This is a genomic window from Bradyrhizobium sp. CCBAU 51753, from assembly GCF_015291565.1.
Classification (GTDB): Bacteria; Pseudomonadota; Alphaproteobacteria; order Rhizobiales; family Xanthobacteraceae; genus Bradyrhizobium; species Bradyrhizobium ivorense.
Genome location: NZ_CP030037.1, coordinates 3,070,617 through 3,097,039 on the forward strand (window position 1 = coordinate 3,070,617; position 26,423 = coordinate 3,097,039).

The 26,423-nt window shown below is 65.3% G+C and carries 23 protein-coding genes; 6 read left to right on the forward strand and 17 right to left on the reverse strand.

The genetic code is table 11. From position 1 onward, the window contains the following. Positions 1-30 precede the first annotated feature (30 nt). The 8 genes from soxA to XH93_RS13725 all read right to left on the reverse strand — a co-directional run bounded on the left by soxA (position 31) and on the right by XH93_RS13725 (position 7,567). Positions 31-804: a sulfur oxidation c-type cytochrome SoxA gene (gene soxA, locus XH93_RS13690; protein ID WP_194473911.1), complete on the reverse strand. Its 774-nt coding sequence runs from the start codon at positions 802-804 to the stop codon at positions 31-33. Further along, positions 801-1,121, reverse strand: coding sequence for a thiosulfate oxidation carrier complex protein SoxZ (gene soxZ / locus XH93_RS13695; protein WP_194473912.1), 321 nt, complete (start codon positions 1,119-1,121; stop codon positions 801-803). Before soxZ ends, soxA begins: the two co-directional genes overlap by 4 nt. Then, positions 1,121-1,600 (reverse strand): SoxY-related AACIE arm protein, encoded by a 480-nt coding sequence (locus XH93_RS13700; protein WP_194473913.1) that lies wholly within the window; start codon positions 1,598-1,600, stop codon positions 1,121-1,123. Before XH93_RS13700 ends, soxZ begins: the two co-directional genes overlap by 1 nt. A 5-nt stretch (positions 1,601-1,605) precedes the next feature. After that, positions 1,606-2,055: a sulfur oxidation c-type cytochrome SoxX gene (gene soxX / locus XH93_RS13705; protein WP_246799611.1), complete on the reverse strand. Its 450-nt coding sequence runs from the start codon at positions 2,053-2,055 to the stop codon at positions 1,606-1,608. Continuing rightward, on the reverse strand, positions 2,048-3,319 hold the full coding sequence (locus XH93_RS13710) for an NAD(P)/FAD-dependent oxidoreductase (protein ID WP_194473915.1): 1,272 nt from the start codon (positions 3,317-3,319) through the stop codon (positions 2,048-2,050). Before XH93_RS13710 ends, soxX begins: the two co-directional genes overlap by 8 nt. A 55-nt stretch (positions 3,320-3,374) precedes the next feature. Next, on the reverse strand, positions 3,375-5,555 hold the full coding sequence (locus XH93_RS13715; RefSeq protein WP_194473916.1) for a xanthine dehydrogenase family protein molybdopterin-binding subunit: 2,181 nt from the start codon (positions 5,553-5,555) through the stop codon (positions 3,375-3,377). 10 nt (positions 5,556-5,565) lie between these two features. Continuing rightward, on the reverse strand, positions 5,566-6,015 hold the full coding sequence (locus XH93_RS13720; protein ID WP_194473917.1) for a (2Fe-2S)-binding protein: 450 nt from the start codon (positions 6,013-6,015) through the stop codon (positions 5,566-5,568). A gap of 151 nt (positions 6,016-6,166) precedes the next feature. Further along, positions 6,167-7,567, reverse strand: a complete 1,401-nt coding sequence (locus XH93_RS13725) for an MFS transporter (RefSeq protein WP_194473918.1) — start codon at positions 7,565-7,567, stop codon at positions 6,167-6,169. Positions 7,568-8,848: 1,281 nt separating this feature from the next. Between XH93_RS13725 and XH93_RS13730 the strand changes: the two genes are divergently transcribed. Genes XH93_RS13730 through XH93_RS13740 form a run of 3 tightly spaced genes read left to right on the forward strand, consistent with a single transcriptional unit; the run spans position 8,849 to position 12,790 of the window. Further along, on the forward strand, positions 8,849-10,621 hold the full coding sequence (locus tag XH93_RS13730; RefSeq protein WP_246799612.1) for an iron ABC transporter permease: 1,773 nt from the start codon (positions 8,849-8,851) through the stop codon (positions 10,619-10,621). Positions 10,622-10,644: 23 nt separating this feature from the next. Continuing rightward, complete coding sequence (locus XH93_RS13735; RefSeq protein WP_246799613.1) at positions 10,645-11,670, forward strand: ABC transporter substrate-binding protein; 1,026 nt, start codon at positions 10,645-10,647, stop codon at positions 11,668-11,670. A 16-nt stretch (positions 11,671-11,686) separates the two neighbouring features. Further along, complete coding sequence (locus tag XH93_RS13740; protein ID WP_194473919.1) at positions 11,687-12,790, forward strand: ABC transporter ATP-binding protein; 1,104 nt, start codon at positions 11,687-11,689, stop codon at positions 12,788-12,790. 52 nt (positions 12,791-12,842) lie between these two features. Here XH93_RS13740 and XH93_RS13745 read toward each other — a convergent pair whose 3' ends face one another. From XH93_RS13745 to XH93_RS13775, 7 genes are all read right to left on the reverse strand, one after another. After that, entirely contained in the window at positions 12,843-13,853 is a 1,011-nt protein-coding gene (locus XH93_RS13745) for a restriction endonuclease (RefSeq protein WP_210340483.1), read from the reverse strand. Positions 13,854-13,919: 66 nt separating this feature from the next. Beyond that, complete coding sequence (locus XH93_RS13750) at positions 13,920-14,705, reverse strand: ABC transporter ATP-binding protein (RefSeq protein ID WP_194473920.1); 786 nt, start codon at positions 14,703-14,705, stop codon at positions 13,920-13,922. Further along, on the reverse strand, positions 14,693-15,748 hold the full coding sequence (locus XH93_RS13755; RefSeq protein ID WP_194473921.1) for a dihydrodipicolinate synthase family protein: 1,056 nt from the start codon (positions 15,746-15,748) through the stop codon (positions 14,693-14,695). Before XH93_RS13755 ends, XH93_RS13750 begins: the two co-directional genes overlap by 13 nt. 9 nt (positions 15,749-15,757) lie before the next feature. Further along, positions 15,758-16,582, reverse strand: a complete 825-nt coding sequence (locus tag XH93_RS13760) for a GNAT family N-acetyltransferase (RefSeq protein WP_194473922.1) — start codon at positions 16,580-16,582, stop codon at positions 15,758-15,760. Further along, a complete protein-coding gene (locus tag XH93_RS13765; RefSeq protein ID WP_194473923.1) occupies positions 16,569-17,606 on the reverse strand; it encodes an NAD(P)-dependent oxidoreductase in 1,038 nt (345 codons plus the stop codon). Before XH93_RS13765 ends, XH93_RS13760 begins: the two co-directional genes overlap by 14 nt. A gap of 12 nt (positions 17,607-17,618) precedes the next feature. Then, complete coding sequence (locus tag XH93_RS13770) at positions 17,619-18,413, reverse strand: ABC transporter permease (RefSeq protein ID WP_139481603.1); 795 nt, start codon at positions 18,411-18,413, stop codon at positions 17,619-17,621. 251 nt (positions 18,414-18,664) lie between these two features. Further along, a complete protein-coding gene (locus tag XH93_RS13775) occupies positions 18,665-19,312 on the reverse strand; it encodes a TetR/AcrR family transcriptional regulator (RefSeq protein ID WP_194473924.1) in 648 nt (215 codons plus the stop codon). Between the two features lie 100 nt (positions 19,313-19,412). Here XH93_RS13775 and XH93_RS13780 point away from each other — a divergent pair, with 100 nt between their 5' ends. The 3 genes from XH93_RS13780 (at position 19,413) to XH93_RS13790 (ending at position 24,399) form a co-directional block, all read left to right on the forward strand. Then, a complete protein-coding gene (locus tag XH93_RS13780) occupies positions 19,413-20,441 on the forward strand; it encodes an ABC transporter substrate-binding protein (RefSeq protein ID WP_194473925.1) in 1,029 nt (342 codons plus the stop codon). Positions 20,442-20,599: 158 nt separating this feature from the next. Next, on the forward strand, positions 20,600-22,420 hold the full coding sequence (locus XH93_RS13785) for an NAD(P)/FAD-dependent oxidoreductase (protein ID WP_194473926.1): 1,821 nt from the start codon (positions 20,600-20,602) through the stop codon (positions 22,418-22,420). Positions 22,421-22,464: 44 nt separating this feature from the next. After that, complete coding sequence (locus tag XH93_RS13790) at positions 22,465-24,399, forward strand: alkyl/aryl-sulfatase (RefSeq protein ID WP_194473927.1); 1,935 nt, start codon at positions 22,465-22,467, stop codon at positions 24,397-24,399. Between the two features lie 569 nt (positions 24,400-24,968). On the opposite strand, the gene XH93_RS13795 is transcribed toward XH93_RS13790, so the two are convergent. Continuing rightward, positions 24,969-25,673: an ABC transporter ATP-binding protein gene (locus XH93_RS13795; RefSeq protein WP_194473928.1), complete on the reverse strand. Its 705-nt coding sequence runs from the start codon at positions 25,671-25,673 to the stop codon at positions 24,969-24,971. Then, on the reverse strand, positions 25,666-26,415 hold the full coding sequence (locus tag XH93_RS13800) for an ABC transporter ATP-binding protein (protein ID WP_246799614.1): 750 nt from the start codon (positions 26,413-26,415) through the stop codon (positions 25,666-25,668). Before XH93_RS13800 ends, XH93_RS13795 begins: the two co-directional genes overlap by 8 nt. Positions 26,416-26,423 lie beyond the last annotated feature (8 nt).

Sequence of the window (26,423 nt, forward strand, 5' to 3'; positions counted from 1 at the left end):
TCGCAATGACGTGGATGGGGCGGTGGGAATCTAGGGCCTTACCGCCGGCGTCTCGAGATTCATGCCGCGCGCCCGCGACATCAGATAGAGCTCCAGCTCCACCAGCTCCGGCGAGCCGAAGTCGTAGGCCTGCGCGCGGATGCCGGTGATGCAGGCGCGTAAGCGCCGCTGCAGCGATCCGAGCGATTGCCATTCCAGCCGGTAGAGCGGATAGCCGGTCGGCTGTCCCTGCGTGATCGGCGCGCCGGCGAGCTTCCTGTCCCAGTTATCGTCGTGGCAGTTGGCGCAGGCCAGATTGAGCTGGCCCTGCCGCTGCGTGAACAGCTCGTGTCCCTTTGCAACGAACGGCGCAAGCTCGGGATCGTCACCGGCCGCGATCGGCATGCCGCGCGATTGCTCGGCGACGTAGGCGGTCAGCGCGAGCAACTCGCGACTTTCGTAGGCGAGGGGCGGCGCTTGCTGATGATTGCTGCGGCAGAGGTTGATGCGGCCCTCGAGATCGACCGGCTTTCCCAGCGTCTTGTCGAACGCCGGATAGTGGGCAGCAATGCCCTTCATGCTGACCCGCGCGTCATTGTGGCAGTCGGCGCAGGACTTGCTCGCGGTGCCGGCCTTGCGCTGCCACAGCGCCTCGCCGTCGAGCACCCAGAGCATGCCGGGATTGGCGGTGTCATCGTCCTGCATCGCCTTGCTGTCCGGGCCCATGAAACTGTAGCCGGAGCGGCGTTCGGCTTGCGGGATCTCGGCGGCGAGCGCAGCCCCCGCCATCGCCGCCAGAATCGCGATGCAGGCGAAAAACTTCATTCGACCGTGATCGACGCCGACGCGGTCTCCGAAAACCCCTTGTCGCCGATCCACTCGAATTCGAACCTGCCGCTCTCGGTCACCGTGGTGAAGAAGGTGAGGAACGGATTGGCGGCGACGGCCGGATAGAAATCGGCGCGAAAGACTTCCGTGCCGTTGAAGCGGCAGGCGAAGCTCGTGATGATGTCGCGCGGCACCACGTCGCCCGACACCGTGTGGCGATAGCCGGTCTCCATGATGTGCGACATCAGCGTCTTGATCTCGATGACGTCGCCGCGCTTCGCCTTGGCCGGCACATTGATCAGGGCCGAGGGCATCAGATCGCCTCCTCGGTGCAGGCGGCGAGCGTCACCACGACGTCGGCGGTCGCCGACCAGAACGTGTCGTCGGAGAGCCGCGCGATCGCCGTCACCTTCTGGCTGTCGGCGAGGCGAATGCGGGTCGAGACCTGGGCGCGGCCGGCGCGCGGGCCGAGATAGAAGTTGCCGATGTTCGGCTGCGGGTTCTTCTCGTTGAAGACGTGGATGCTCTTCACATACTCATTCGCCGTCATCGGGCTGGTGACGCTGACCGTCATCGGCACCGTGTTGCCGTTCTCGACCAGCGGCGGAATGTCGAGCTTGACCTTGCCGGTCCGCACATCGGCCTCGCCGACGACGTTGCGGATCGCCGCCGAGAGCATGGCCGGCGTGGCCTCCGCCGGGCGCACGATGACGACCGGAACCGCGCCGAGCACCGCGGCGCCACCGGCGAGTCCGAGAAAGGTTCGACGTGTGGTGTGATCCGAATTCGCCATTGGTCTCAGTCCCGCAGTGTCACCAGATAGGCTACGATATCCTCGATCTGCTCCGCCGACAGGATCGGCTTGCCGCGCCACGCATTGCCGACGCGCGAAAGCCCATCCACGCGGTAGTAGGACGGCATGATCGTCGCCGGATTGAGATGCGCCGCATCGACCAGGCGGAGCCGCAATTGCCCTTCCGACCAGCGGTTGCCGCTGCCGGCGAGATTCGGCGCGAGGTCACCCTGGAACGCCTGCTCGGGAAATGGACCGCTGTGGCAGAGGATGCAAGTGGAGGAACGCTCCACGATCAGCGCGCGGCCGCGCGTTGCGTCGCCATTGGTTCCCGTCAGCGAAGCCGGAATCGCATCGCCGACGATCGTGTAGGGCTGCAAGCCCTCTGCGCCCGCCGGCGAGCAGGCCGCGAGCGAGGCAATCGCGAGCAGCGCGATGGGAGCAAGCCTAGCCAAAGGCATCTCCCGTGATGGTGTTGAACCAACTCAACGCCTCGTCGGCCTCGCGCTGACGCACCTCGCGCGAGGCCTCGACCGGGCTCGTGGTCACCTCGGCCTCGGCGTACAGATCGTCCTTTGGCTGATAGATGCCCTTCAGCGAGAACGCATAGCCGGGCGCGACCGTGTTGTAGCAGGCGCCGTCGAGCCGCGGCGTCTCCGGCGGCTTGCCGGCGAGTGCAGCCACGATCGCCGCCGCACAGGCCCGGCCCTGCGCGGCCGCGGCGGAAGCGGATTTCGGAATCCCGCCGGCGATGGCGGCGTCGCCGATCACATGGATGTTGGGCACGAGCTTTGAGGCGAAGGTTACCGGATCCATCGGGCACCATCCGGTCCGATCGGCGACGCCGGCGATCGCGGCGATGCGGCCGGCGCGCTGCGGCGGGATCACGTTGGCGACCGCGGCGGTGTAATTGCCGAAGTCGGTGACGATCTCTTTCGTCGCCGGATTGACCGCGGTCACTCGGCCGCCCTGCGACAGCGCGATGCGCTCGATCACGCCGGGATAGAGCTCGGCCCACGCATGCTCGAACAGCTTTTGCTGTGAGTAATTGTCCTTGGCGTCGAGCACCAGAATCTTCGAGCGCGGCTTCTTCGCCTTCAGGTAATGCGCGATCAGGCTGGCGCGCTCGTAAGGCGCCGGCGGGCAGCGCAGCGGCGCGGCCGGAACCGCGATCACGACCACGCCGCCGTCGTCCATCGCCTCGAGCTGTCGGCGCAGCAGCAGCGTCTGCTCGCCGGCAGTCCAGGCGTGCGGCATCTTCGCGGACGCTGCTTCGTCATAGCCCGATAAGGCGTCGAAGCGCATCTCGATGCCTGGGGCCAGCACCAGCCGGTCGTAGGACAGCGTGGAGCCGTCGGCGAGACCGACCGTGCGCGCCTCTGCATCAACCTTGGTGGCCGCTTGCGCGGCGACAACAATGCCGTCGGCGGCAACCTTGTCGTAGCTGAATTGCTGCGCCGGCAGCTCGCGCAGGCCCGCGATCACCTCGTTGCTGAGCGGGCAGGCGGTGAAAGTCCGGTTCGGTTCGATCAGCGTGACCTGAATTTTCGGATCGAGCCGCCGCAGCGCCCGCGCGCAGGCGGTGCCGCCGAAGCCGCCGCCGATCACCGCGACGCGTGCAGTTGCTTGCGCCAGCGACGGACGCGCCAGCGCCGCCGCTACGACGGCAGCGGCGCCACGGACGACATTCCTGCGCGTCAGGCGACGCGTGACCACCATGCACGATAATCCGGAAAGCGAAGCAGCGGCCGAGCGGCCGCTGCTTCTGATGTCATCAGGCGAAGGAGATGTTCTGGGTCCGCAGCGGGAAGCTCCTGATACGCTTGCCCGTCGCTGCGAAATAGGCGTTGAGCACCGCCGGCGCCGCGACGCCGATGGTCGGTTCACCGACCCCACCCCAGAACCCGCCGCTCGGCACCATCACCGATTCCACCTTGGGCATCTCGTTGATGCGCATCGAGTTGTAGGTGTCGAAATTGCTCTGCTCGATGCGGCCATCCTTTACGGTGCAGCCGCCGTAGAACAGCGCGCTCAGGCCATAGACGAAGGAGCCCGCGATCTGCCGCTCCACCTGCGCCGGGTTGACAATGTAGCCCGGATCGGTGGAGGCGACGATGCGATGCACCTTGATCTTGCTGCCGTCGGTCACCGAGATCTCGGCGGCGCCGGCGACATAGCTGCCATAGCCCATCACCTGCGCGATGCCGCGATAGACGCCCTTCGGCGCCGGCGTGCCCCAGCCGATCTTCTCGGCCACGGCATTGAGCACCGCGAGATGCTTCGGATGCTTGCCCATCAGCTTGCGGCGGAATTCGAGCGGGTCCTGGCCGACGGCCTGGGCCAGCTCGTCCATGAAGCATTCCATGTAGATCGCGTTGTGATTGACGTTGACGCCGCGCCAGAAGCCGGGCGGGACGTGCGGGTTGCGCATCGAATGCTCGACCAAAAGGTTCGGCACCGAATAGCCGATCGCGGCCTCGCCGGTCTGCGCCACGCCCTGGAATGCGGCGGGATCCATGCCGTTCTGCAGCGCTTCGGGGCGCACCGAGAACAGGATGGACTGGCCCGACAGCCGGTAGTGCAGTGCGATCAGGTTGTTGTCGGCATCGAACGCGCCGGTCAGCTTGCACTGCGTGATCGGGTGATACTTGCCGTGCTGCATGTCCTCCTCGCGCGACCACAGCAGTTTGATCGGCGTGCCCGGCATCTGCTTGGCGATCGCCACCGCCTGGCGGACATAGTCGGTCATGCCGCGCCGGCCAAAACCGCCGCCGAGCAGGAGCTTGTGGACGTCGACTTTCTCCGGCGGCAGGCCGGAGGCCTCGAGCGCCGCGGCGAACGCCGCCTCGCCGTTCTGGGTGCCGCACCACACCTCGCATTTGTCAGGTGTGTAGAGCACGGTGGCGTTCATCGGCTCCATGGTGGCGTGGTTCTGGTAGGGATAGCTGTAGACCGCCTCGACCTTCTTGGCGGCGCCGGCAATCGCGGCCTTGGCGTCGCCGTTCTGGTTGCCGACATAGGCCGGCTGTGCGTTGTCGAGGCCCTCGGCCAGCCACTTCGCAATCGTCTCGCTGGAGACCTTTGCGTTGTCGCCCTCGTCCCAGACGATCGGCAGCGCGTCGAGCGCGGTCTTGGCGTGCCACCAGGTGTCGGCGACGACGGCAACCGCGCTGTCGCCGACCGGCACAACCTTCTTGACGCCCTTCATGTTGGCGATCTTGGCGGCGTCGAAGCTCTTCACCTTGCCGCCGAACACCGGGCAATCCTTAATCGCCGCGTTCAGCATGCCCGGCAACTTGACGTCGGCGCCGTAGATCGTCTTGCCCGTGACCTTGTCCGCGGTGTCGAGCCGCTTCAGGCCCTTGCCGGCAATGGTCCAGTCCTTCGGGTCCTTCAGCCTGACGTCGGCCGGCGGCTCGAGTTTTGCGGCGGCTTCCGCAACCTTGCCGTAGGTCGTGGTCTTGCCCGAGGGCGTGTGGGTGATGACGCTGTTCGCCGCCTTGCATTCCGCGGCCGGCACCTTCCATTCGTTGGCGGCGGCCTGGATCAGCATCACGCGCGCGGTGGCGCCGCCCTTGCGGACATAGTCCTGCGAGGTGCGGATGCCGCGGCTGCCGCCGGTGGAGAAATCACCCCAGGCGCGCTTGCGGGCGACGCTCTCGCCCGGCGTCGGAAATTCGGTGGTGACTTTCGACCAGTCGCATTCCAGTTCCTCGGCGACGAGCTGGGCAAGGCCGGTCAGCGTGCCCTGGCCCATCTCGGAACGGGCGATGCGGATCACCACGATGTCGTCGGGCCGGATCACCACCCAGGCGTTGATCTCGGGCGAGCCGTCGGCCGCGCGCACCACGGCGGGGCCGCCGAACGGAAGGTCGAGGCCGATCGCAAGGCCGGCGCCGGCAGCGGCGGCGCCGATCACGAAGGAACGGCGATTGAGTTTGACGTGCTGGTTCATGGCTGCCCCCTTACGCGTTCGCGGCAGCATGGATCGCCTCGCGCACCTGCTGGAAGGTGCCGCAGCGGCAGATATTGGTAATGGCGTCGTTGATATCGTCGTCTGATGGCTTCGGATTGTCCTTCAGCAGCGCCGCCACCGCCATGATCATGCCGCTCTGGCAATAGCCGCATTGCGGCACGTCGTTGGCGATCCAGGCCTGCTGCACCTTGTGCAGAGCGCCGCCCACCGCGAGACCCTCGATGGTGGTGATGTCCTTGCCGGCGGCTTCACCGACCGTGACGCCGCAGGAGCGCATCGCCACGCCATCCATGTGAACGGTGCAGGCGCCGCACTGCGCGATGCCGCAGCCGTATTTGGTTCCCGTCAGTCCGACATTCTCCCTGATCGCCCACAGCAGCGGAGTGTCGTCCTCGACGTCTACAGTGATTGTCTTGCCGTTGATTTTGAGGTTTGCCATCGCGGTCCCCTGATTGGTCCAATCCATCGATTGAACAGCGGCGCGGAATGTGGCCTCGAACCTGGAACGGTTCAAATCAAGAAAACGCGTTTTCTGCGCGGAAGAAAGTTGTTGTTGCGGTGTTTGGCCGCAATCGGAAATTGCAATCCTGTTATGCTTTTTTCGGAGGGGCGACTGCGAGGCGCAGGAAGCTCATCACGCTGCCGAGCGCGGCAAAGCCGGCGCCGAGCGCCAGCGCGACGGTGGCGCCCTCGCGGTCGGCAAGCGCGAAGCACAGCGCGGCAAGCGCGGCGCCGGTGGTCTGCCCGATCAGCCGCGCGGTGGCCACGATGCCGCTGGCGCTGCCGCCGCGATGCGGCGGTGCGCTCGACATGATCGCCTTCATGTTGGGGGTCTGGAAGAAGCCGAAGCCGATGCCGCAGATCATCGTGCGCCAGACGATGTTGGCGACGCTGGGCTCCGCCGGCAGGGTCGCCAGCAGCACCATGCCAATCCCGAGCAGCACCATGCCGATGCCGCCGAGGATGCCGGCCGGATAGCGGTCGGACAGCCGGCCGCCGATCGGCGCCATGAAGGCGACCACCAGCGGCCACGGCGTCATGAAGAAGCCGGTCTCGACCTGCGAGCGGTGCAGGATGTCTTCGAAGTAGAACGGCAGCGACACGAAGGCGAGGCCCTGCACAGCGAATGAGCAGACGGCGGTGGCGGCGGATAGCGCGAAGATCGGTCGGCGGAACAAGTCGATCGGCAGCATCGGCGCCGGATGATCGGCGTGCCGCCGGATCAGGATCCAGCCGAACAGCACGGCGCCGACGAGTTCCGTGATGACGAGCGCAGGCGCTGCCTTGTGCGCGGCGCTGCCGATCCCGGTGATGAACAGGCCAAGGCAGGCGGAGGCCAGCGCAGCGCCGGCAAAGTCGAAGCTGTGGGTGGCGCGCGGCGTCGGCGGCAGCGTCTTCAGGCCGATCAGGATCGCGATGATGCCGAAGGGAATGTTGACGGCGAACAGCCACGGCCATGGGCCAAGCGCCAAAATGCCCGAGGCAATCGTCGGTCCCAGCGTGAAGGCGGTGGCGACGACCAGCGCGTTGTGGCCAAAACCGCGGCCGTGCATCTTGCTCGGATAGACGAAGCGCACCAGCGCGGTGTTGACGCTCATCATGCCGCTGGCGCCCAGCCCCTGCAGCGTGCGCGCCACCAAGAGGCTCGGCAGCGACCAGGCCAGCGCGCAGCCCAATGACGCCAATGTGAACAGCAGCAGGCCGCAGAGATAGATGCGCTGGTGGCCGACGATCTCGCCGAGCGCGCCGAGCGGCAGCAGCGTCGCGACCAGGGCGATCTGGTAGACATTGACGACCCATACGACTTCTGCGGGGCTGACCTGCAGATCGGTCGCGATCGCCGGCAACGCGATGTTGGCGATCGCGGTGTCCAGCGAGGCCATTGCCAGCGCCGTGAAGATCGCGGCCACCGCCCAGCGCCGCCGTTCCCACGGCAGTCCATCGCTGACGGGCGCCATGGCTGCGCCGGTGATCGGGGTCTTTTCGAGCATGTCCGAAATTGTCTCCGGGCTGGCATGTACTACGCCGGCCCCGCGTTCCCCAGCCGCACCGCTGCATGATGCGTATGCGAAGCGGCCTTGCCGGGAAGTGTCAGGCGTCGCGGCGCGGCGCGTGCAGATATCCCTCGATCGCGCGCAGCGCCCGGCGGCTGGGCGCGGCGAGGGTGACGTTGCTTTGTCGTCATTCCGGGGCTCGCGAAGCGAGGACCCGGAATCCATCGGGCCGCAGCGTTAGTGGATGCGCAATTGCGCATCATAGTTCGCACTTCGCACGCCTCGGAATGACGAGGGTAGGGCTCGCGCTAAAAGTGAGTTGCTCGCCCCGTCAATCCCTCCGCGCAAAAATATTTCGCTTTTTCGGAAAGGAAATTCAGTGTATGGTCTTCGCGTCTCACCCGATCGAGGGGCGCTGGCCATCGTCATAGTGTTGCGGTGAGATGCGGTGGACGGTTCGCATGTCAGTGACGACAACATGCGAGGCGGACGGTGAAGTCGTGCAGGCCTGACGCCCTAGTGGCAGGTGTCCTCTCGCAAAACGCGAAAGCGTTTTTGCGAAAGCGGTGACAAAAAAGCCCAGTCTCGCCGGGGAGAGCACGTATAAGCCGTAATCCATCGCGCAGGGAAAGCCGGGTTGTTTCCGGTTACACCTGTGGTCCTACCCCGGTGCTTTTTTGTTGCACCGGGCCCATGGGTGCAATCGGCACCCGGCTTTCCCTGCGCCCTCTGATCAAGGAGAGGGCGAAACGAAATGCAAAGCTCGGACAAATCATGTCGCGAGAATGCGAAGCTATATCCCCACCCACAACTGTCATCGCCCGGCTCGACCGGGCGATCCAGTACGCCGCGGCCTCTCGGCTCAGTCACCACCGTCTCTGGAATACTGGATCACCCGCCTGCGCGGGTGATGACACCGAGCAAGTTGTTTGAAATGTGAATCATACCATCACCGTCATCCTGAGGAGCGCGCTCTTGCGCGCGTCTCGAAGGATGAATCGGCCCCGCTGGTGGCCGTCGATCCTTCGAGGGCCGCTGAAGAAGCGGCCGCCTCCAGCGACAAAGGCGAAGCCTTTGCGCGGGGATGACGGAACCAATGGCTGCGCATTGGGCGAGGACAACCCACAGTTCACCCGGCGAAAAGCGCGCGGCTTCGTCACTGTGTCACATTAACGCGTGCAGGCGACTTTCGGATAGCTTGCGTCATCGAAACGATCGACTACCCTTGGCATACAAGCAGGCCATCGCAACAGAATCGGCCACAGGAGGGGAAACGCATTGCACGGACCGGCGGACCGGCGCAGCGAGGTCACGCGTGGCGCCAGCGATGGGGCCCGCCGCATGCTGACCGGCCTCTGGGTCGCGGGGTTGCTGGCGATCCTGGCGTTCCTGGTGATCTATCCCGTCATCATGCTGCTGCTCGGCGCGCTCACCGACACCAACCCGGTGGTCGACGGGCTTGCGCGCAGCCTCAGCCATCTGTCGATCGCGAACTTCCTCGCCGTGCTCGCCAACCCGAATGTCGGCGAGGCGCTGCTCAACACGCTGATCGCCTGCGGCGGCGGCACCGCGATCGCGGTCGCGATCGGGCTGTTCTTCTCCTGGATCGTGGTGCGCACCAACACGCCGTTCAAGGGCTTCATCGCCGCCGCCAGCATCCTGCCGCTGTTCGCGCCGCCGCTGGTGGCGGGCGTCGCCTGGGCGATTCTCGGTTCGCCGAAGACCGGGCTGATCAACACCATGTTCAAGTGGATGGGCTCCGACCTGCGCGTCGATTTCTATTCGATGTGGGGCCTTGTCTTCGTATTCGGCATCTACTACGCGCCCTATGTCTACATGTTTACCTCCTCGGCGCTGCGCAACATGGATCCGAGCCTGGAGGAGGCCGCCGAGATCTCCGGCGCCAGCGCCTTCTCGACGCTGTTCACGGTGACCTTCCCGCTGATCATGCCGGCGATCATCTCGGGCATGCTGCTGTCGTTCATTGTGATGCTCGGCATCTACGGCATCCCTGCGGTGCTCGGCGCCCCGACCAACCTCAACGTGCTCACCACCTACATCTTCAAGCTGACCAACTGGTCGCCGCCGCTCTACAACACCGCGGCCGCGGTCGCGATCATCCTGATGGTGGTGACCGGGTTTCTGGTCTATCTGCAGCAGCGGGTGCTGAGCGGGCGCAGCTACACCACGGTCGCCGGCAAGGCGTTCCGGCCGCGCAGCCTCGATCTCGGGCCGTGGCGCTGGCTCACCTTCGCGATCGGCATCGTCTATCTCCTCATCGTCGTGGTGCTGCCGTCGCTGGCGCTGATCGTCGCCGCGTTCCGCAAGTTCATGTTCATCCGCGACGTCGCCAGCCTGTTCGACATGCGGCAATATTCGCTGACGCATTTCGAGAGCATTTTTGACAATCCGCTGACGATGCGCTCGATCTACAACGCGGTCGAAGTCGGCGTCATCACCGCGATCATCGGCGGCGCGCTCGCCTTTGCGATCGGCTACACCATCCATCGCACCCGCGTTCCCGGGCGCCGCAGCATCGACCTGATCTCGACGCTGCCGGTCGCGATCCCCGGCCTCGTGGTCGGCGTCGCCTATCTCTGGGCTTGGATCGGCGTGCCCGGCGGGCTCTACGGCACGATCTGGATTCTCGCACTCGCCTTCATCGCGCGCTTCATGCCCGACACCGTGAAGGCGCTGTCGACCTCGTTCCTGCAGATCCATCGCGAGCTCGAGGAGGCGGCGTGGGTCTGTGGCAAGGGCATGCTCGGCACCATCAGGACCATCGTGCTGCCGCTGGCGAGCCCGGGCGTGCTGGCGGCGATGACGCTCTTGTTCGTGCTGGCGATCCGCGAGCTCGGCTCGTCGCTGTTCCTCTACACCAGCAACACCATGGTGATGTCGGTGTTGCTGCTCGACTATTACGAGGGCGGCAATATCGGCAAGACCGCGGCGTTCAGCCTGGTGCAGACGGTGCTGCTCGGCGTCCTGATCGGCGGCGCCAACTGGCTGTCGCGCGGCGCCGCGCAGGGCAATGTGGCGCGGACCGGATAACAACAAAATGGGAGGATTGGCGAATGGATAGACGGACCTTCACCACATTGGCCTTGGCAAGTGTCGCGAGCCTGGCGCTGGCGCCTAGCGCGCAGGCGCAGGAGTTCGGCTCGCCCGAGCTGATCGCGGCCGCCAAGGCCGAGGGCAAGCTGGTCTACTACACCGCCAATTTCGCCGAGATCGAGCAGCAGGTGATCAAGGCCTTCAACAAGCGCTTTCCCGAGATCAAGATCGAGATGGTGCGCGCGCCCGGCGGCCAGCTCATCACCCGCGTGAAGACCGAAGCCGCCGCCGGCAAACTGATCGCCGACGTGGTCGATCACTCCGACCGCGCGCTGATGCAGCCGCTGGAAGAGTTGTTCCAGGACTACGCGCCGCCGAACGCCGCCGATTACGATCCGCACGCGCTGATCTCGCCGAAATACTGGCCGCGCATCACGCTTGCCTGGTCGATCGCCTACAACACCGAGCTGGTGAAGGACCCGCCGAAATCCTGGATGGACCTGACCAAGAAGCAATATGACAAGTTGATCGGCCAGGTGTTCGCGCAGTCCGGCGGCACTACCTGGACGCGGATCATGTTCGAGCGCCAGGTGCTCGGCGAGGATTACTGGGCCAAGCAGGCCGCGACCCATCCAGTGCTGTATCCGTCCGGCGCCCCGACCGCCGACGCGCTGGTGCGTGGCGAAATCGCCATCGCGCCGCTGCTCTACAACGTGATCTATCAGAAGAAGAAGGACGGCGCGCCGATCGAGATCTTTTTCGCGCCCGAGGGCGCGCCGGTCAATCCCTATGCGTCGGGCATTCCCAAGACCGCCGCGCATCCGAACGCGGCAAAGCTGTTTTTGAACTGGTGCCTGTCCAAGGAAGGGCAGATCTTCATGATCAAGGAGCTCGGCAACCTCACCTCGCTGAAGGAGGTGCCGGCCTATCCCGAAGGGTTCGATCCCAAGGTGGTGAAGCTGTGGTATCCGGATTTCGGCGAGTATGTGAAGCTGCATGCGGCGTGGGTGGCCGACTGGGACAAGACGTACGGCTATCGGCAGTAAGGCGACGGGTGCAACGATGACGGCGACGCTCGAGGTCACCGAACTCAGGAAGCAGTTCGCGGTCGGCCGCCCGGCGATCGATGGCGTCAGCTTCAGCGTGCCCGCGGGCGAGATCGTCGTGCTGCTCGGGCCGTCCGGCTGCGGCAAGACCACGACGCTGCGCTGCGTCGCCGGGCTCGAGCATCCGACCGGCGGCGAGATCTCGATCTCGGGCCGGGTGGTGTCGTCGCCGGCGCGCGGCGTCCAGGTCGCGCCGCGCTCGCGCGACCTCGGCATGGTGTTCCAGTCCTATGCGGTGTGGCCGCACATGACGGTGCGGCAGAACGTGATCTATCCGCTGAAGCACCGCAAGATCAGCCGGACTGAAGCCAACCGCATGGTCGAGGAAGCGCTCACGCTGGTCGGGCTGTCGGAGTATGGCGACCGGCCGGTGGTCGCGCTGTCCGGCGGGCAGATGCAGCGCGTCGCGCTGGCGCGCAGCATGGTGTACCGGCCGCAACTGCTGCTGCTCGACGAGCCGCTGTCGAACCTCGACGCCAAGCTGCGGCTGCGGCTGCGCGATGATCTGCGCGTCATCCTCAAGCAGACCGGCATGACCGCGCTCTATGTCACGCACGACCAGGCCGAAGCCGTGGTGCTCGGCGACCGCATCGGCGTGATGCGCGACGGCAAGCTGCTGCAGATGGACACGCCCGATGCGATCTACAATCGGCCCGCGGATCTGTTCGTCGCCAATTTTACCGGCGCCACCAACGAGCTCGCGGGCACGCTGGTGACCTGCAACGGCCAATATGGCGTGGTCGATTTCGGCGACGGCAGGCGAGGCGAGGTCGCGCTGTTCCATGCGCTGGCGCCGGACGAGAAGGTGCGGGTCGCGCTGCGGCCCGAGAACATCGCGATCGGCCGGCCCGATGGCGCCAACACGTTCTCAGCGAAGGTGCTCGACCGCCGCTATCAGGGCACCCAGACCGCCTACGGCATCGAGCTGTTCGGCAAGCGGCTCGAGGTGGTCGAACTCGGCACATCAGCGCGGCATCAGGTCGGCGTCGAGGCGCCGGTCTCGCTGCCGCGCGAATGCCTGTGGGCCTATCGCGACAGCGGGCCGGTGTCGCATGAGTAGATGGAAGTTGGAGAGCAATGAGTTGCAGTTGGACCGGAAAATCTTCGGGAGCCTACGGGTCGTCTTCGGAGGTCAGGGGAGCGATGACGTACGTCTTCTTCATTGGGAGAAGCATTCGATATAGAGGATCAAAGCGTTCGTAATGACTGAAGATCAGTTCAATTAGTTCACTGCCAGAAACGAGACGGAGGTTTTGATTGGCGCGTTCAAACTCAAGCGCTGGCCCTGAGTATCCACCAAGTGTGACGAACAGACCGTGTTCGTTGTCTTTTACGTGCCCGTAGAGCTGGGAGACTTGCGGCTGCCCGATAGTATTGACCGTCTGCTTGCACTGAACCTTTATGATGTCGTGAAAGCCGAGCTCGTCTTTGTGGGCAATAATGTCGACGCCGCCATCTCCCGATGCTTGTGTAACCCGGCAATGATATCCCATCCGCTCGAGCAAATGGGCGACAAAAAACTCGAACTGACGAAACGAAAGGCCCGATTTCAAGCGTTTGATTACGAAGTCTTCGATTTCCTCTTCGGCGATTGCAGCCGCCGCGTTAGCCGTTTCGGCGTCGACGTCTTCCCCCTTGAGTGGCTTTCCATCGAAAGCGGCAACGAATTCCTCAGCATTGTTCTTGACTTGGAACAGCGTAACGGCCGAGCCGATCTCATGCAGTGCGGCTTGGGAAAAGTCTGCCCGCGCGATGTGCCTAATCCATTTCACCGAACGCCGATTGGGGCCATCCATATCACCTGACGAAGGTTCGAATTGATAATTCCCTTGGACAGTACCCAAATTGACCATGCGATCGATCTTCGATGGATATACGACAAGGTCGCCGATCTGCATTTCGCAGGCGAACTTGAACAAGGTACCTGCCACAACGGGAACCGCTCCCGGCTTAAGGTTTGGATAAGTGGCTGTGACCGTTTTTTTGAACGAATCGCGATTGGCAGGCAATTTCGACAAATCGCCCATTCGGGCCCATCCAATTGCAATGTAACCGTCCTTGATCGGATGCTCAGCATGGTCTTTCCCCATGTGGATGCCCCAAATAGGCCGTTCCTCAGGCACTGCCGTATTCCTCCGAGTGAGGTTGTGAGCGTCACGCCAGAGCTAACCCTAGTTGCAGCAAAAAAGCTACAGGCCGGCGCTCAGCCCGAGGCTCGAATAGATCCGCCGCGCATAGGCGCCAAACGCGTCGGTGGTCTTGATCGGCAGATCGCGCGGGAAGGGCAGGTCGATCGGAAAATACTCGGCCATCTTCGCGGGTCCCGCTGTGAGCACGGCGCAGTGCGAGGCCAGGAACACCGCTTCCTGGATCGAATGGGTGACGAAGATGATGGTCTTGCCGCTCTCGCGCCAGATCCGCAGCATCTCCAGATTCATCTGCTCGCGGGTCAGCGCGTCGAGCGCGCCGAACGGCTCGTCCATCAGGATCAGCTTCGGGTCATGGACGAAGGCGCGCGCGATCGCGGTGCGCTGTTGCATGCCGCCGGAGAGCTGCTGCGGGTACTTGTCCTCATAGCCGGCGAGCCCGACCAGCTTCAGCAGGTCGCGCGCCCGCTCGCGCGCCGCCTTCATCGGCAGGCCGACGATCTCCGCCGGCAGCAGCACGTTGTCGAGGATGGTGCGCCACTTCAGCAGCAGCGCCTGCTGGAACACCATGCCGATATCGCGCGCCGGATCGAACGGCGTCGTGGCGTTGCCGATCTTCACGGTACCGGAATCGGCGCCATGCAGGCCGGCAAGAATCTTCAGCACCGTGGTCTTGCCGCAGCCGGACGGGCCGACCAGCGACACCAGCTCGCCCTCCTGCACGTCCATGGTGACGTCGGACACGGCGAGGAATTCGGCGCCCCTGGACCGGTAGACCTTGCGGACGTTGCGCAGGCTGATGAAGGGCTCCGCCGTCATGCCAGCCATTTCTGCAGGTTCTCGGCGACGAACGCATCGTCCGAGAGGTCGGCGTGCTCGCGGCAGACGCGGTCGATCTCGGCCATCTGGCCCGGGCTCAGGCCCTCGTCCTTATCGAGGCACCAGATGCCCTGCATCAGCCCTTGGCGGCGCAGGATCTCGTGGCAGCCTGCGATGCAGCCGTGGAAATTGTTGGCGACGTCGAAGAAGGCGCTGTTGCAATCGGTGACGCGAGCGTCGAGCGCCAGCAAATCCGCCGGGACCGTCTCCTTGTGCCGCGCCGCCTTGCACATCTCGAATTGCTTGATGGCGCTGGCGGTCCACACCGACCAGTGCCCGAGCAGGCCGCCCTTGAAATATGTCCGCGTGGTGACGCCGTTCTCGCGCAGGTCGAACGGCAGCGTGAGGTCGAGCAGGATATGGTCGTCATTGCCGGTATAGAGCGCAACGCGGTCGAGTGCGCCGGCCGCAGCGACGCCGCGCAGCACGTCGAGGGTGCGGTAGCGGTTGAACGGCGCGATCTTGATCGCGATCACATTGTCGATCGCGGCAAAGCGCCGCCAGAAATTAGCGCTCAGGATCACGCCGCCGACCGCCGGCTGCAGATAGAAGCCGACCAGCGGGATTTCCTTCGCCACCGCCTCGCAATGGGTGATGATCTCGTCCTCGGAGGCCGACTTCATCGCCGCAAGGCTGAGCAGCCCGGCGTGATAGCCGATGCCGCGCGCGACCTTGGCTTCGGCGGTCGCCTGGCTGGTCGGGCCGGCGAGGCCCGCGACCATCGCGAGCGGCCGCGTGGTCCAGGCGGCGGCGGTCTCGGCGGCGAGCTCCAGCACCGGCCGGTAGAGGCCGACGTCGCGGATCGCGAACTGCGTGGTGTGGACGCCGACCGCAAGGCCGCCCGCGCCGGCGTCGATGTAGTAGCGCGTCAGCGCGCGCTGGTGCCTGACGTCGAGCTGACGGCTCGCGTCGAGCGCCAGCGGATGCGCCGGCAGCACGGTGCCGTCGGCGATCAGCTTGCGGACCTCGGGCTTGATGTCGCTGTGGTGCATGGCGTGTCCCTATCCAAATTCCGGGCCGGCGACGGCAAACGGCAACTGCTCGCCCGGCGTGGTCCGCGGCCCGAACCGCATCCGCTGGAACGGCCGCTCGATGCTCCAGCCCGCGCTGGTCAGGCCGTTCAGGAAGTCGAACTGGGAATGAACGGCGTCGATGATCAGCGGCCGCGTCTCGGATTGCGCGATGGCTGCGACCAGCGCCAGCGCGCTGGCGGCGTCGTCGGCAAGCAGCGGCCCGATATGGCGGGCGATGCGGCCGTCGCGGACCAGGGCAATCGCCTTGTCGCCGGCGACGAGACGCGAGCCGGCGCGCGCGCAGAACGTTCGCAGCAGCGCCTCGCGCTCAAAGCCGTAGGCGCGGCGGTCGCGGGCGATCAATTCGTCTGGTTCTCCGGCCGGCAGCGCCTGCGTGTCCGCGCCGCGCGGCGGATCGGTCAGGCGAAGCCGGCGCAGCTCCAAGGTCGGCGTGAAGCCGAGCGGACCGTAGACCGCGGCGCCGGCCGGTGTGGCGTCGAGCCATGTCGTCAGCTGGCGTTGCCGCGCGGCGTCGAGGCAGGCGTCGACCAGCCGGGTGGCGATGCCGCGGCGCTGCCAGCGCGCGGTGACCAGCACCATGCTGATCCAGGCGTTGCCGTCGGCGTAAGGCAGCAGCGCCGCGGTGGCGATCAGCTGGTCGCCGTCGCGCACGCCGAGCACGATGCCGTGGCTCAGGAAAAATCGCCAGTCGGCCTCGTTCTGGTTCCAGTGCGCCTCCGCCGACAGTGCGAGGCCCGCCGGCGCGTCGTCGACGCCGAGCTCGACAATCGCGAGCGAGTCAGTAGCGGCCATCGCGCACCTCGTATTTGGTGGGCTTGCCGAGGCTCGGCATCGACCGCGCCACCCAATCGGCGGTCCATGCGATCAACTGGTCGGTATCGACGATCGGCAGGCCGAACAGTTTCACCGCCTGCGAGGTGTCGGTCAGCCATGCCGTCGGCTCCTCCTGGCCTACGATCACCGGCGCGCGGCCAAAGCGCTTGCCGAATTTGGCGGCGAGGTCGCGCACCGCGAGGATCTCATGGCCGCTGACATTGATCGGCGAGGTCGGCGTGTCGCAATGCGCGAGGCAGCGCAGCGCCTGCGCGGCGGCGTCGCCCTGCCAGATGAAGTTGACATGGCCGAGACTGACGTCGATCGGCTTGCCCAAAAACACCTTGGTGGCGATGTCATGCAGCACGCCGTAGCGCATGTCGATCGCGTAATTGAGGCGGAACAGCCGGCCGGGCGTCGAAAATTTGCGCGAGAAATATTCGAACATGCGCTCGCGCCCGACGCAGGATTGCGCGTATTCGCCGGGCGGGTTCGGCGCCATCTCCTCGTCGGAGCCGCGGCCGTCGACCGGCACGAACGGATAGACGCAACCGGTCGAGAACGCGACGATCCGCGAGGTCGCAAAAGCCTGGGCGACCAGTGCCGGCACATGCGCATTCATCGCCCAGGTCAGCGACAGATCGCCCTCGGCACCGAACTTGCGGCCGGCCATGAAGATCACGTTCGGGCTCTTCGGCAGTTGCGCGATCGCGCGCTCGTCGAGCAGGTCGCAATTGATGGTCTCGATGCCGCGCGTCTCCAGCCACTCCTTGACGCTCTGGTCGCTGAAGCGCGCGACGCCGATCACCCGGCGCTGCGGTTGTGCGCGCTTGGCGAGATCGGCCAGGGTCGGACCCATCTTGCCGGCGACGCCGAGGATCATGATGTCGCCGTCGACCTTGCCGAGATCGTCGATCAGCGCCTGGCTCGGCCGGCTCAGCAGCTCGTCGAGCGCATCGAGATCGGGGATCGTTGCGGGCAGGGTGTCGCGGGTGAGCAGCATGCTGTGTCCTTGTTATTGCAGCCTGACGTCGCGGACCACGAACAGCCGTTCGAGGCCGAGCACGAGGCCGTACAGCGCGACGCCGAGCAGCGTGAGCAGCACCACGGCCATCACCATCGCCGGGGTGTCGAGCGAGGACTGCACCTGGATCATCAGGTAGCCGAGCCCGCGCTCGGAGGCGATGAACTCGCCGACGATGGCGCCGGCGACCGCGAGGATGGCGCCGACCTTCATGCCGGAGAACACGTAAGGCAGCGAGCCCGGCAGCTGGATCTTGCGGAACAGGGTCCAGCGCGAGCCGCGCAGCGATTTCACAAGGTCGAGCAGGTCGGGCTCGACCTCGGAGAGGCCGCGCGCGGTGGTCAGCAGGATCGGGAAGAAGCAGATCGAGAACGCGATCAGGATGTTCGGAAAGATGCCGTAGCTGAACCAGACGATGAACAGCGGCCCCAGCGCGACCTTCGGGATCATGTTCAAGGTCACGAACAGCGGCAGCAGCAGCAGGCTGACCAGCGGCGACCAGGTGAAGATCACCGCAAGCGCGACGCCGACCAGCGCGCCGAGGCAGAAGCCGCCGAGGATTTCCGCCGCCGTCACCAGCAGGTTCGACAGCCAGGCATACTTTGCGGCGCCCAGCGTCGCCACGGTCGCGAGCGGCGAGGGCAGGATGAACTTTGGAACCTGGAAGGCGTCGACGGCGACCTGCCAGAGCACGATCACGGCAAGGTGCACGATCAGGATGATCGCAATCGACCGCGCCGACCGTCCGCCGTCATTGAACACAGGCTGCTCCGTTGCTCGCGCCATCCTCCGGGCGCGAGCGCAGCCTATCCCGGGTGTCGGCAACTTTCAACCAGTTGGTTGATTAGCGGGTCGAAGTTCACAAGTCGCGCCACGAATTCCGGTGTCGACCCTGCGAAAGCAGGGACCCATAACCACAGGACGTTGTTGCTACGAGGGCCGTGGGCCCCAGCTTCGCAAACCAACGCGCGTTGGTGGTTATGGGTCCCGGCTCAAGGCCGGGACGACACCGAATATGGGGAACGGCCAACGCTCGCCTACGGCCGCAGCGACTTCAGCACCAGGTCGACCACGTGCTTGCGGCGGGCGCGCTTCTCGGCGGCGCTGGACAGGTCCTTGCCGAAGATCGCCGACAGGGTCGAGGCATTGGAGAAGAAGAAATAGCTGAGGCCCGCGATCGAGATGTAGAGGTGCACCGCGTTGACGCCCTTGCGAAAGGTTCCCGCGCGCACGCCCTCGGCGAGGATCTTCGAGACCATGCTGACCAGGGGCGAATGCATCGCCTCGAGCTTGCGCGAGCCGCGCACGTGACGGGCGCCGCCGCGGTTCTCGTCGTTCAACAGCACGATGAAGTCGGGGTGGGCGTCGAGATGGTCGAACGAGGCCTCGATCAGCGTCTTGATCGCCTGCTCGGGCGGCAGGCCCTCGAGATTGAGCTTGCGCTCCTGGGCGCGGATCTCTTCATAGACCCATTCCAGCACGGCGAGGTAGAGCGCGTCCTTGTCGCCGAAATAGTGGTAGACCAGCTGCTTGTTGACGCCGGCGCGCGCCGCGATCTCGTCGACCCGGGCGCCGGCCAGCCCGTTCTGCGCGAACTCGCGCCGCGCCGCGGTCAGCAGCTTGTTCCGGGTGGCGACGGGATCGCGCCGCTGCGGCTTGATGTCGTCCGATCGTCTCTTGAGCATTTCCAACCAAACAGTTGACAACTGGTCCCGCCCTCTGTTGCATTGGTAGCGTCAGGGACACGCAACGACAAGGCCGGCCTTGTCGTTCGAGGAGGATGCGATGAGGGGATTGAGAGCCGCCGCCTTGACGATTGGGCTGACGATTGGGCTGGCGGTTGCGCTGGCGATGCCGATCGGGCCGTCGTTCGCGGGCGACGCGGTCAACCTGGTGCTGAACTGGACGCCGACCGCGGACCATTCGCCGTTCTATTATGCCAAGGCGCAGGGCTGGTACGAGAAGGCCGGCATCGATCTCACCATCGAGGTCGGCAAGGGCTCCGGCGTCTCGGCGCTGAAGGTCGGCTCCGGCGGCTCGCCGTTCGGCATCGCCGACCTCGCCACCATGCTGGTGGCCAAGAGCAAGGGCGCCGACGTGGTGGCGCTGATGAGCATCTACGCCAATACCGGCCAGACCTTCTACTGGCTGAAGAGCTACGGCGTGAACGGGCCGAAGGATTTCGTCGGCCACAAGATCGGCAACCCGCCTGGCGACGCCTCGCGCGTGATGTGGCCGGCCTTCGCCAAGGCGGCCGGGCTCGCGCCCGACGCGGTCTCCTTCGTCAATGTCGGCCCGACCGCGAAGATCGCGGCGCTGAAGAGCCACACCGTCGACATCATCAGCGACTTCTACAACGAGCACGATCTCAAGGTGATCGAGTTCGGCCAGGACCTCGGCTTCGTCAACTGGAAGGACATCGGGCTCAACCCCTACGGCAACTCGCTGATCGTCAACGGCGCCTATCTGACGAAGAACCCGAAGCTGGTCGAGGAGTTCGTGCGGATCAGCCAGAAGGCCTATGCGGCCTGCGTCGCCGACGTCGCGCCCTGCCTCAAGGCGCTGCTCGACCAGGCCTCCGGCCTCGACAAGGCGAACCAGGAGCGGCAGTGGGAGCGCATCAAGTATCTGATGACCGACGAGTTCACCACCACCAAGGCGCTCGGCTGGATCGACGGCGAGCGGATGAAGAAGGACTATGAACTGGTCCAGACCTATCTCGGCATGGAGAAGCCGTTCGACGTCACGACCGCGTTCTCGACCAAAATGCTCGACGCCAACATCAAGATGGATGCGAGCAAGGTGAAGAAGTGAGCGCAGGTCATTCCAGGGCAATACGCCCGGAATGAGGGGGCCAACCGTCAAGTCACGCCGAGGATGCCGGGACGGCGGGGATTTGCCAATCGCGTCGATGTCAGCTTATCTGTTGCGGAACCAACGACAGAAAAGCCGATCGAGCGAGGCGCCCTCCGATGACGATGACGGATCAATCCCGGGATGCGAAGCCCGCCGCGATCGACAAGGAGCGGCTGCGCCAGAAATATCTCGCTGAACGAAATAAGCGGCTGCGTCCCGACGGCAACGACCAGTATCTGCAGATCAAGGGACAGCTCGCGCATTATCTCGACGATCCCTATACGCCGCGCACCGAGCGGGCGCCGAAGACCGACCACGTCACCTTCGCCTTCATCGGCGGCGGCTTCGCTGGGCTCGCGACCGCCGCGCGGCTGACCGAGATCGGCGTCAAGGATGTGCGGATCGTCGAGAAGGGCGGCGACTTCGGCGGCACCTGGTACTGGAACCGGTATCCCGGCGCGCAGTGCGACACCGCGTCGATGGTCTACATGCCGCTGCTGGAAGAGACCGGCCACATGCCGTCGGAGAAATACGCGCATGCGCCGGAGATCCTCGCGCATTGCCAGCGCATCGGCAAACATTTCGGGCTCTACGACAACGCGCTGTTTCACACCGAGGTCGTCAGCCTCGATTGGGACGAGGCGCAGTCGCGCTGGATGATCCGCACCAACCGCGGCGACGCCTTCACCGCGCAATATGTCGGCATCGGCACCGGCCCGCTGCACGTGCCGAAACTGCCCGGCATTGCCGGCATCGAGAATTTTGCCGGCCACTCGTTCCACACCAGCCGCTGGGATTACGACTACACCGGCGGCAGTCCGCAGGGCGCGCCGATGGACAGGCTTGCCGACAAGCGCGTCGGCATCATCGGCACCGGTGCGACCTCGGTGCAGTGCGTGCCGCATCTCGCGCGGGCCTGCAAGGAGCTCTACGTGTTCCAGCGCACGCCGTCGTCGGTCGACGTGCGCGGCAATGCGCGGATTGATCCGGACTGGTTCGCCGGCATCGCAACGGCGGGCTGGCAGCAGCGCTGGCTGGAAAATTTCACCGCCAACCAGGCCGGCGGCTCCGCCGAAGAGGATCTGGTGCAGGATGGCTGGACCGACCTGTCGAAGCGGATCCGCGCCAAGATCATGGTGCTGCCGCGCGAGCAGCGAACCGTGGAAAACATGCGGGCCGCGTTCGAGGATTCCGACTTCGAGAAGATGGAGGAAATCCGCAACCGGATCGACACGATCGTCCGCGATCGCGAGACCGCGAAGAATCTGAAGGCCTGGTACGGCCAGCTCTGCAAGCGGCCGTGCTTCCATGATTCCTATCTGCAGGCGTTCAACACGCCGGGCACGCATCTGGTCGACACCGACGGCAAGGGCGTCGAGCGGATCACAGAGAAGGGGATCGTCGTCGCCGGCAGGGAATACGAGCTCGATTGCATCATCTATGCGTCCGGCTTCGAGGTCGGCACCGAATATCGCCGGCGGGCCGGCTTCGATCTGACCGGCCGCGATGGCGTCAAGCTGTCGGAGTATTGGGCCGAGGGCATGCGCACCAAGCACGGCATCCACGTGCACGGCTTTCCGAACGTGTTCTTCGTGCAGCCGACGCAGGGCGCCAACCTGATCTCCAACGTGCCGCACAATTTGACGGAGGCGGCGCGGACCATCGCGCTGATGGTCAGCCATGCGCGCGACAACGGCTTCACGCAAATCGAAGTCAGCAAGGAGGCCGAGAGCCGCTGGGTCGAACTGCTCCTGACCGGCGTCGGCCGCATGATCGGCGGACCGGATTGCACGCCGGGCTACTACAACAATGAGGGCCGCGAGCCCGGTCCCGCCGCCAAGCTCAATGTCGGCCATCCTGCGGGCGCGCTGGCCTATTTCAAATATATCGAGGGATGGCGCAGCAGCGGCCAGTTCGAGGGCGTGCAGTTTCGCTGAGGCGGATGATCAAGGTTTTCGTGGTGTGAGGGGAGTGAACGATCATGACAAGCGCCAGTGACGCATCGCAAGCTCCGAAGCCCGCATCCGCCTCGGTCATCGCGCAGCATGCGGCGACGCTGAAGGCGCTGCCGTTTTCCGATGTCAGTGATTTCGACGACGCCGCGCGCGGCTTCCTCGGCACCATCGAGCACGCAAAAGTCACCTCGGCGCAGGGCCGCACGGTCTGGAGCCTCGAGCCTTACGGCTTCCTGGCGGAGGAAAATGCACCGCCGACCGTCGATCCCAGCCTGTGGCGGCAGTCGCGGCTCAACATGCATCACGGTCTGTTCGAGGTGGTGCCCGGCGTCTACCAGGTGCGCGGGCTCGATATCGCCAACATGACGCTGATCGAGGGCGACACCGGCGTGATCGTGGTCGACACGCTGACCTCGATCGAGGGGGCGCGGGCGGCGATGGAGCTGTACTTCCAGCACCGCGGCAAGCGGCCGGTCGCGGCTGTCATCTTCACCCACACCCATACCGACCATTGGGGCGGCGCCCGCGGCGTGCTCGACGACGCGATGCTGGCGGCCGGTCTGCCGATCATCGCGCCGAACTTTTTCATGGAGCACGCGGTCTCCGAGAACATCATCGCGGGGCCGGCGATGCTGCGCCGCGCGCAGTATCAGTTCGGGCCGTTCCTCGCCAAGGGCGTGCACGGACAGGTCGACTGCGGGCTCGGCAAGACCATGGCGGCCGGCGGCGTGGCGCTGCTGCGGCCGACCGACCTGATCATCGCGACCGGCGATGTCAGGGTGATCGACGGCGTCGAATTCGAATTCCAGATGGCGCCGAACAGCGAGGCGCCGGCCGAGATGCATTTCTTCATCCCGCGCTACAGGCTGCTCAACCTCGCGGAAAACTGCACGCACAATTTCCACAATTTGCTGCCGTTCCGCGGCGCCGATGTCCGCGATGCGCTGGCCTGGTCGAAATATCTCGGCGAGGCGCTGCAGATGTGGGGCGGCAAGGCCGAGGCGATGTGCGGCCAGCATCACTGGCCTGTGTGGGGGCGGGAGCGGATCGACACCATGATCCGCCAGCAGCGCGATCTCTACAAATATGCCCACGACCAGACCATCCGGTTGATGAACCACGGGCTCAACGCCGCCGAGATCGCCGAGGCGATCCGTCTGCCGCAGAGCCTGGAGGGCGCCTGGCATGGCCGCGGCTATTACGGCCACATCAGGCACAATGTGAAGGCGATCTACCAAAAATATCTCGGCTGGTATGATGCGAATCCGGTCAATCTGGATACGCTGCCGCCGGTCGAGGCAGGCAAGAAGTATGTCGAATACATGGGCGGTGCCGACGCGATCCTGAAACGCGCCGCGGCGGATTTTGCAAAGGGCGAATTCCGCTTCGTGGCGCAGGCGGTCAGCCATCTCGTGTTCGCCGAGCCGGACAACCAGGCGGCGCGGGCAATGCTGGCCGACACGTTCGAGCAGCTCGGTTACGCCGCGGAAAGCTCGACCTGGCGCAACGCCTATCTGTTCGGCGCGCAGGAGCTGCGCCAGGGCATGCCGAAGACGCCGCCGCGCTCGCCGATGCCGCGCGAGACGCTGGCCGCGCTGCGCACCGAGCAGCTCTGGGACGTGCTCGGCATCCGCCTCAACGGCCCCAAGGCCGAAGGCACGCGCATCGTCTTGAACTGGAGCTTTACCGATACCGGCGAGACGTTCGTGCTCAATCTGGAGAATTCGGCGCTGACCTACGTCAAGGGCGCGCAGGCGGCGGATGCGGATGCGAGCTTCACCCTGGCGCGCGGCACGCTGGACGAGGTGATCGCCAAGCTCACGACGTTCCCGGAGGCGGTCGACGCCGACAGGATCAAGGTGTCCGGCGAGCCGCTAAAGCTCGGCGAGCTGATGGCGCTGATGGACGAATTCCCGCGCATGTTCGAGATCGTCGAGCCGAAGCGGACGGTGGTGACGTAGCGCCGTCGTCACCCTGAGAGGGTGTGAAGCTTTGTCCTCACCCACACCTGTCATCGCCCGGCCTGTGCGCAATTGCGCACATGGACCGGGCGATCCAGTACGCCGCGGCCTCTCGGTTCATTCACCACTGCCTCTGGAATACCGGATCACCTGCCTGCGCGGGTGATGACACTGAGAAAGGTGAGCAAACCAACCCGTCACCCTGAGGAGCGCGCTCTTGCGCGCGTCTCGAAGGGTCGACGGGCCGGCTGGTGGCCGATTCATCCTTCGAGGCTCGCAAGGGCTCGCGCCTCAGGATGACGGACTGAACAGCGGTGCATCCTCCAGCGACAAAGGCGAAGCCTTTGCGCGGGGATGACGGAATTGACAGCGGTGCAATATGTCCATCGTCGTCCCGGCCTTAGCCGGGACGACGATGAGGACAGAGAATTGCTCTATCACCGTCACCCTGAGGTGGCCGCTTCTTCAGCGGCCCTCGAAGGGTCGACGGCCCCGCTGGTGGCCGTGCATCCTTCGAGACGCCCGCAAGTGCGGGCTCCTCAGGATGACGGGACTAACAGCGGGACGCCTCAAATCCCGAGATACGCCGCCTGCACCTGCTTGTTGTTGGCGAGCTCGGTGCTGGTGCCGTGCATGATCACGTTGCCGCTTTCCAGCACGTAGGCGCGCTGCACCAGCGACAGCGCGCGGCTGACATTCTGCTCCACCAGCAGGATCGCGGTGCCCATCTTGTGGATCTCGCCGATCTTCTCGAAGGTCACGTCGGTCATCACCGGGGCCAGCCCGAGCGACGGCTCGTCGAGCATCAGAAGCCGCGGCTTGAGCATCAACCCTCGGCCGACCGCGAGCATCTGCTGCTCGCCGCCGCTCATGGTGCCGGCGAGCTGTTTCTTGCGGTCGGCGAGCCGCGGGAAGATGCTGTAGACCAGCTCCATCGTCCGCGCGCGATCCGTCTTGGCCTTGGGCACGAAGGCGCCGATCTCGAGGTTTTCCTGCACGCTCATTTCCGGAAACACCTGGCGCCCCTCGGGCACATGCGCGATGCCGAGCTCGGGGATGCGGTAGGGCGGCAGGCTGGCGAGGTCGACGCCGTCGAAGGTGACCTTGCCCGCGAACAGTTTGACCAGGCCCGAGACGGCGCGCAGTGTCGTGCTCTTGCCGGCGCCGTTGGCCCCCAACAGGCCGACGGCTTCGCCCTGGGCAATGGAGATGTTGACGTCGGTGATGGCAGGCACCGAGCCGTAGCTGGCGCTGACGCGGGAGAGCTCAAGCATGGGCGTCTCCCTGCGCCGGCGGGTGCACGTAGGAGCCGAGATAGGCGCGGATCACTTCCGGGTTCTCCACGATTTCCTTCGGCGCGCCCTCGGCGATCTTCTGGCCGTGGTCGAGCACCACGATGTGGCGGGCCACCGCCATGATCGCGCGCATCACATGCTCGACGATTACGATGGTCAGGCCGCTGGCGGCGAGCTTCTTCACCAGCGCCACGGCCTGGTCGATCTCCGACGGGTTGAGCCCGGCCATCACCTCGTCGAGCAGCAGGATCTTTGGCTGCGTCGCCAGCGCGCGGGCCATCTCCAGCCGGCGCTGGTCGATGGTGGTGAGGTCCTTGGCCTGGGTCTGCTCGCGGGCGGCGAGGCCGACGAATTCGATCGCCTCGCGCGCCTTCCGCTCGGCGGCGGCGATATGGCGGTCGCGCAAGAAGGCGCCGGTCATCACATTGTCCAGCACCGTCATCGCGCCGAACGGCTTTGCCACCTGGAAGGTGCGCGCCATGCCGAGCGCGCAGACGTCGTGCGGCTTGAGGCCGACGACCTCCTGGCCGAAGGCGAGCACCGAGCCGGCGTCCGGGCGATGAAATCCCGTGATCAAATGAAAGCTCGTGGTCTTGCCGGCGCCGTTCGGCCCGATCAGCGCCACGGTCTCGTTCTCCTGCACCGTGAAGCTGACGTCCTGCACGGCTTTCAACCCGCCAAAACGCTTGCTGAGCCCCTTGATGACCAGTGCTTCTGCCATCACGCGAC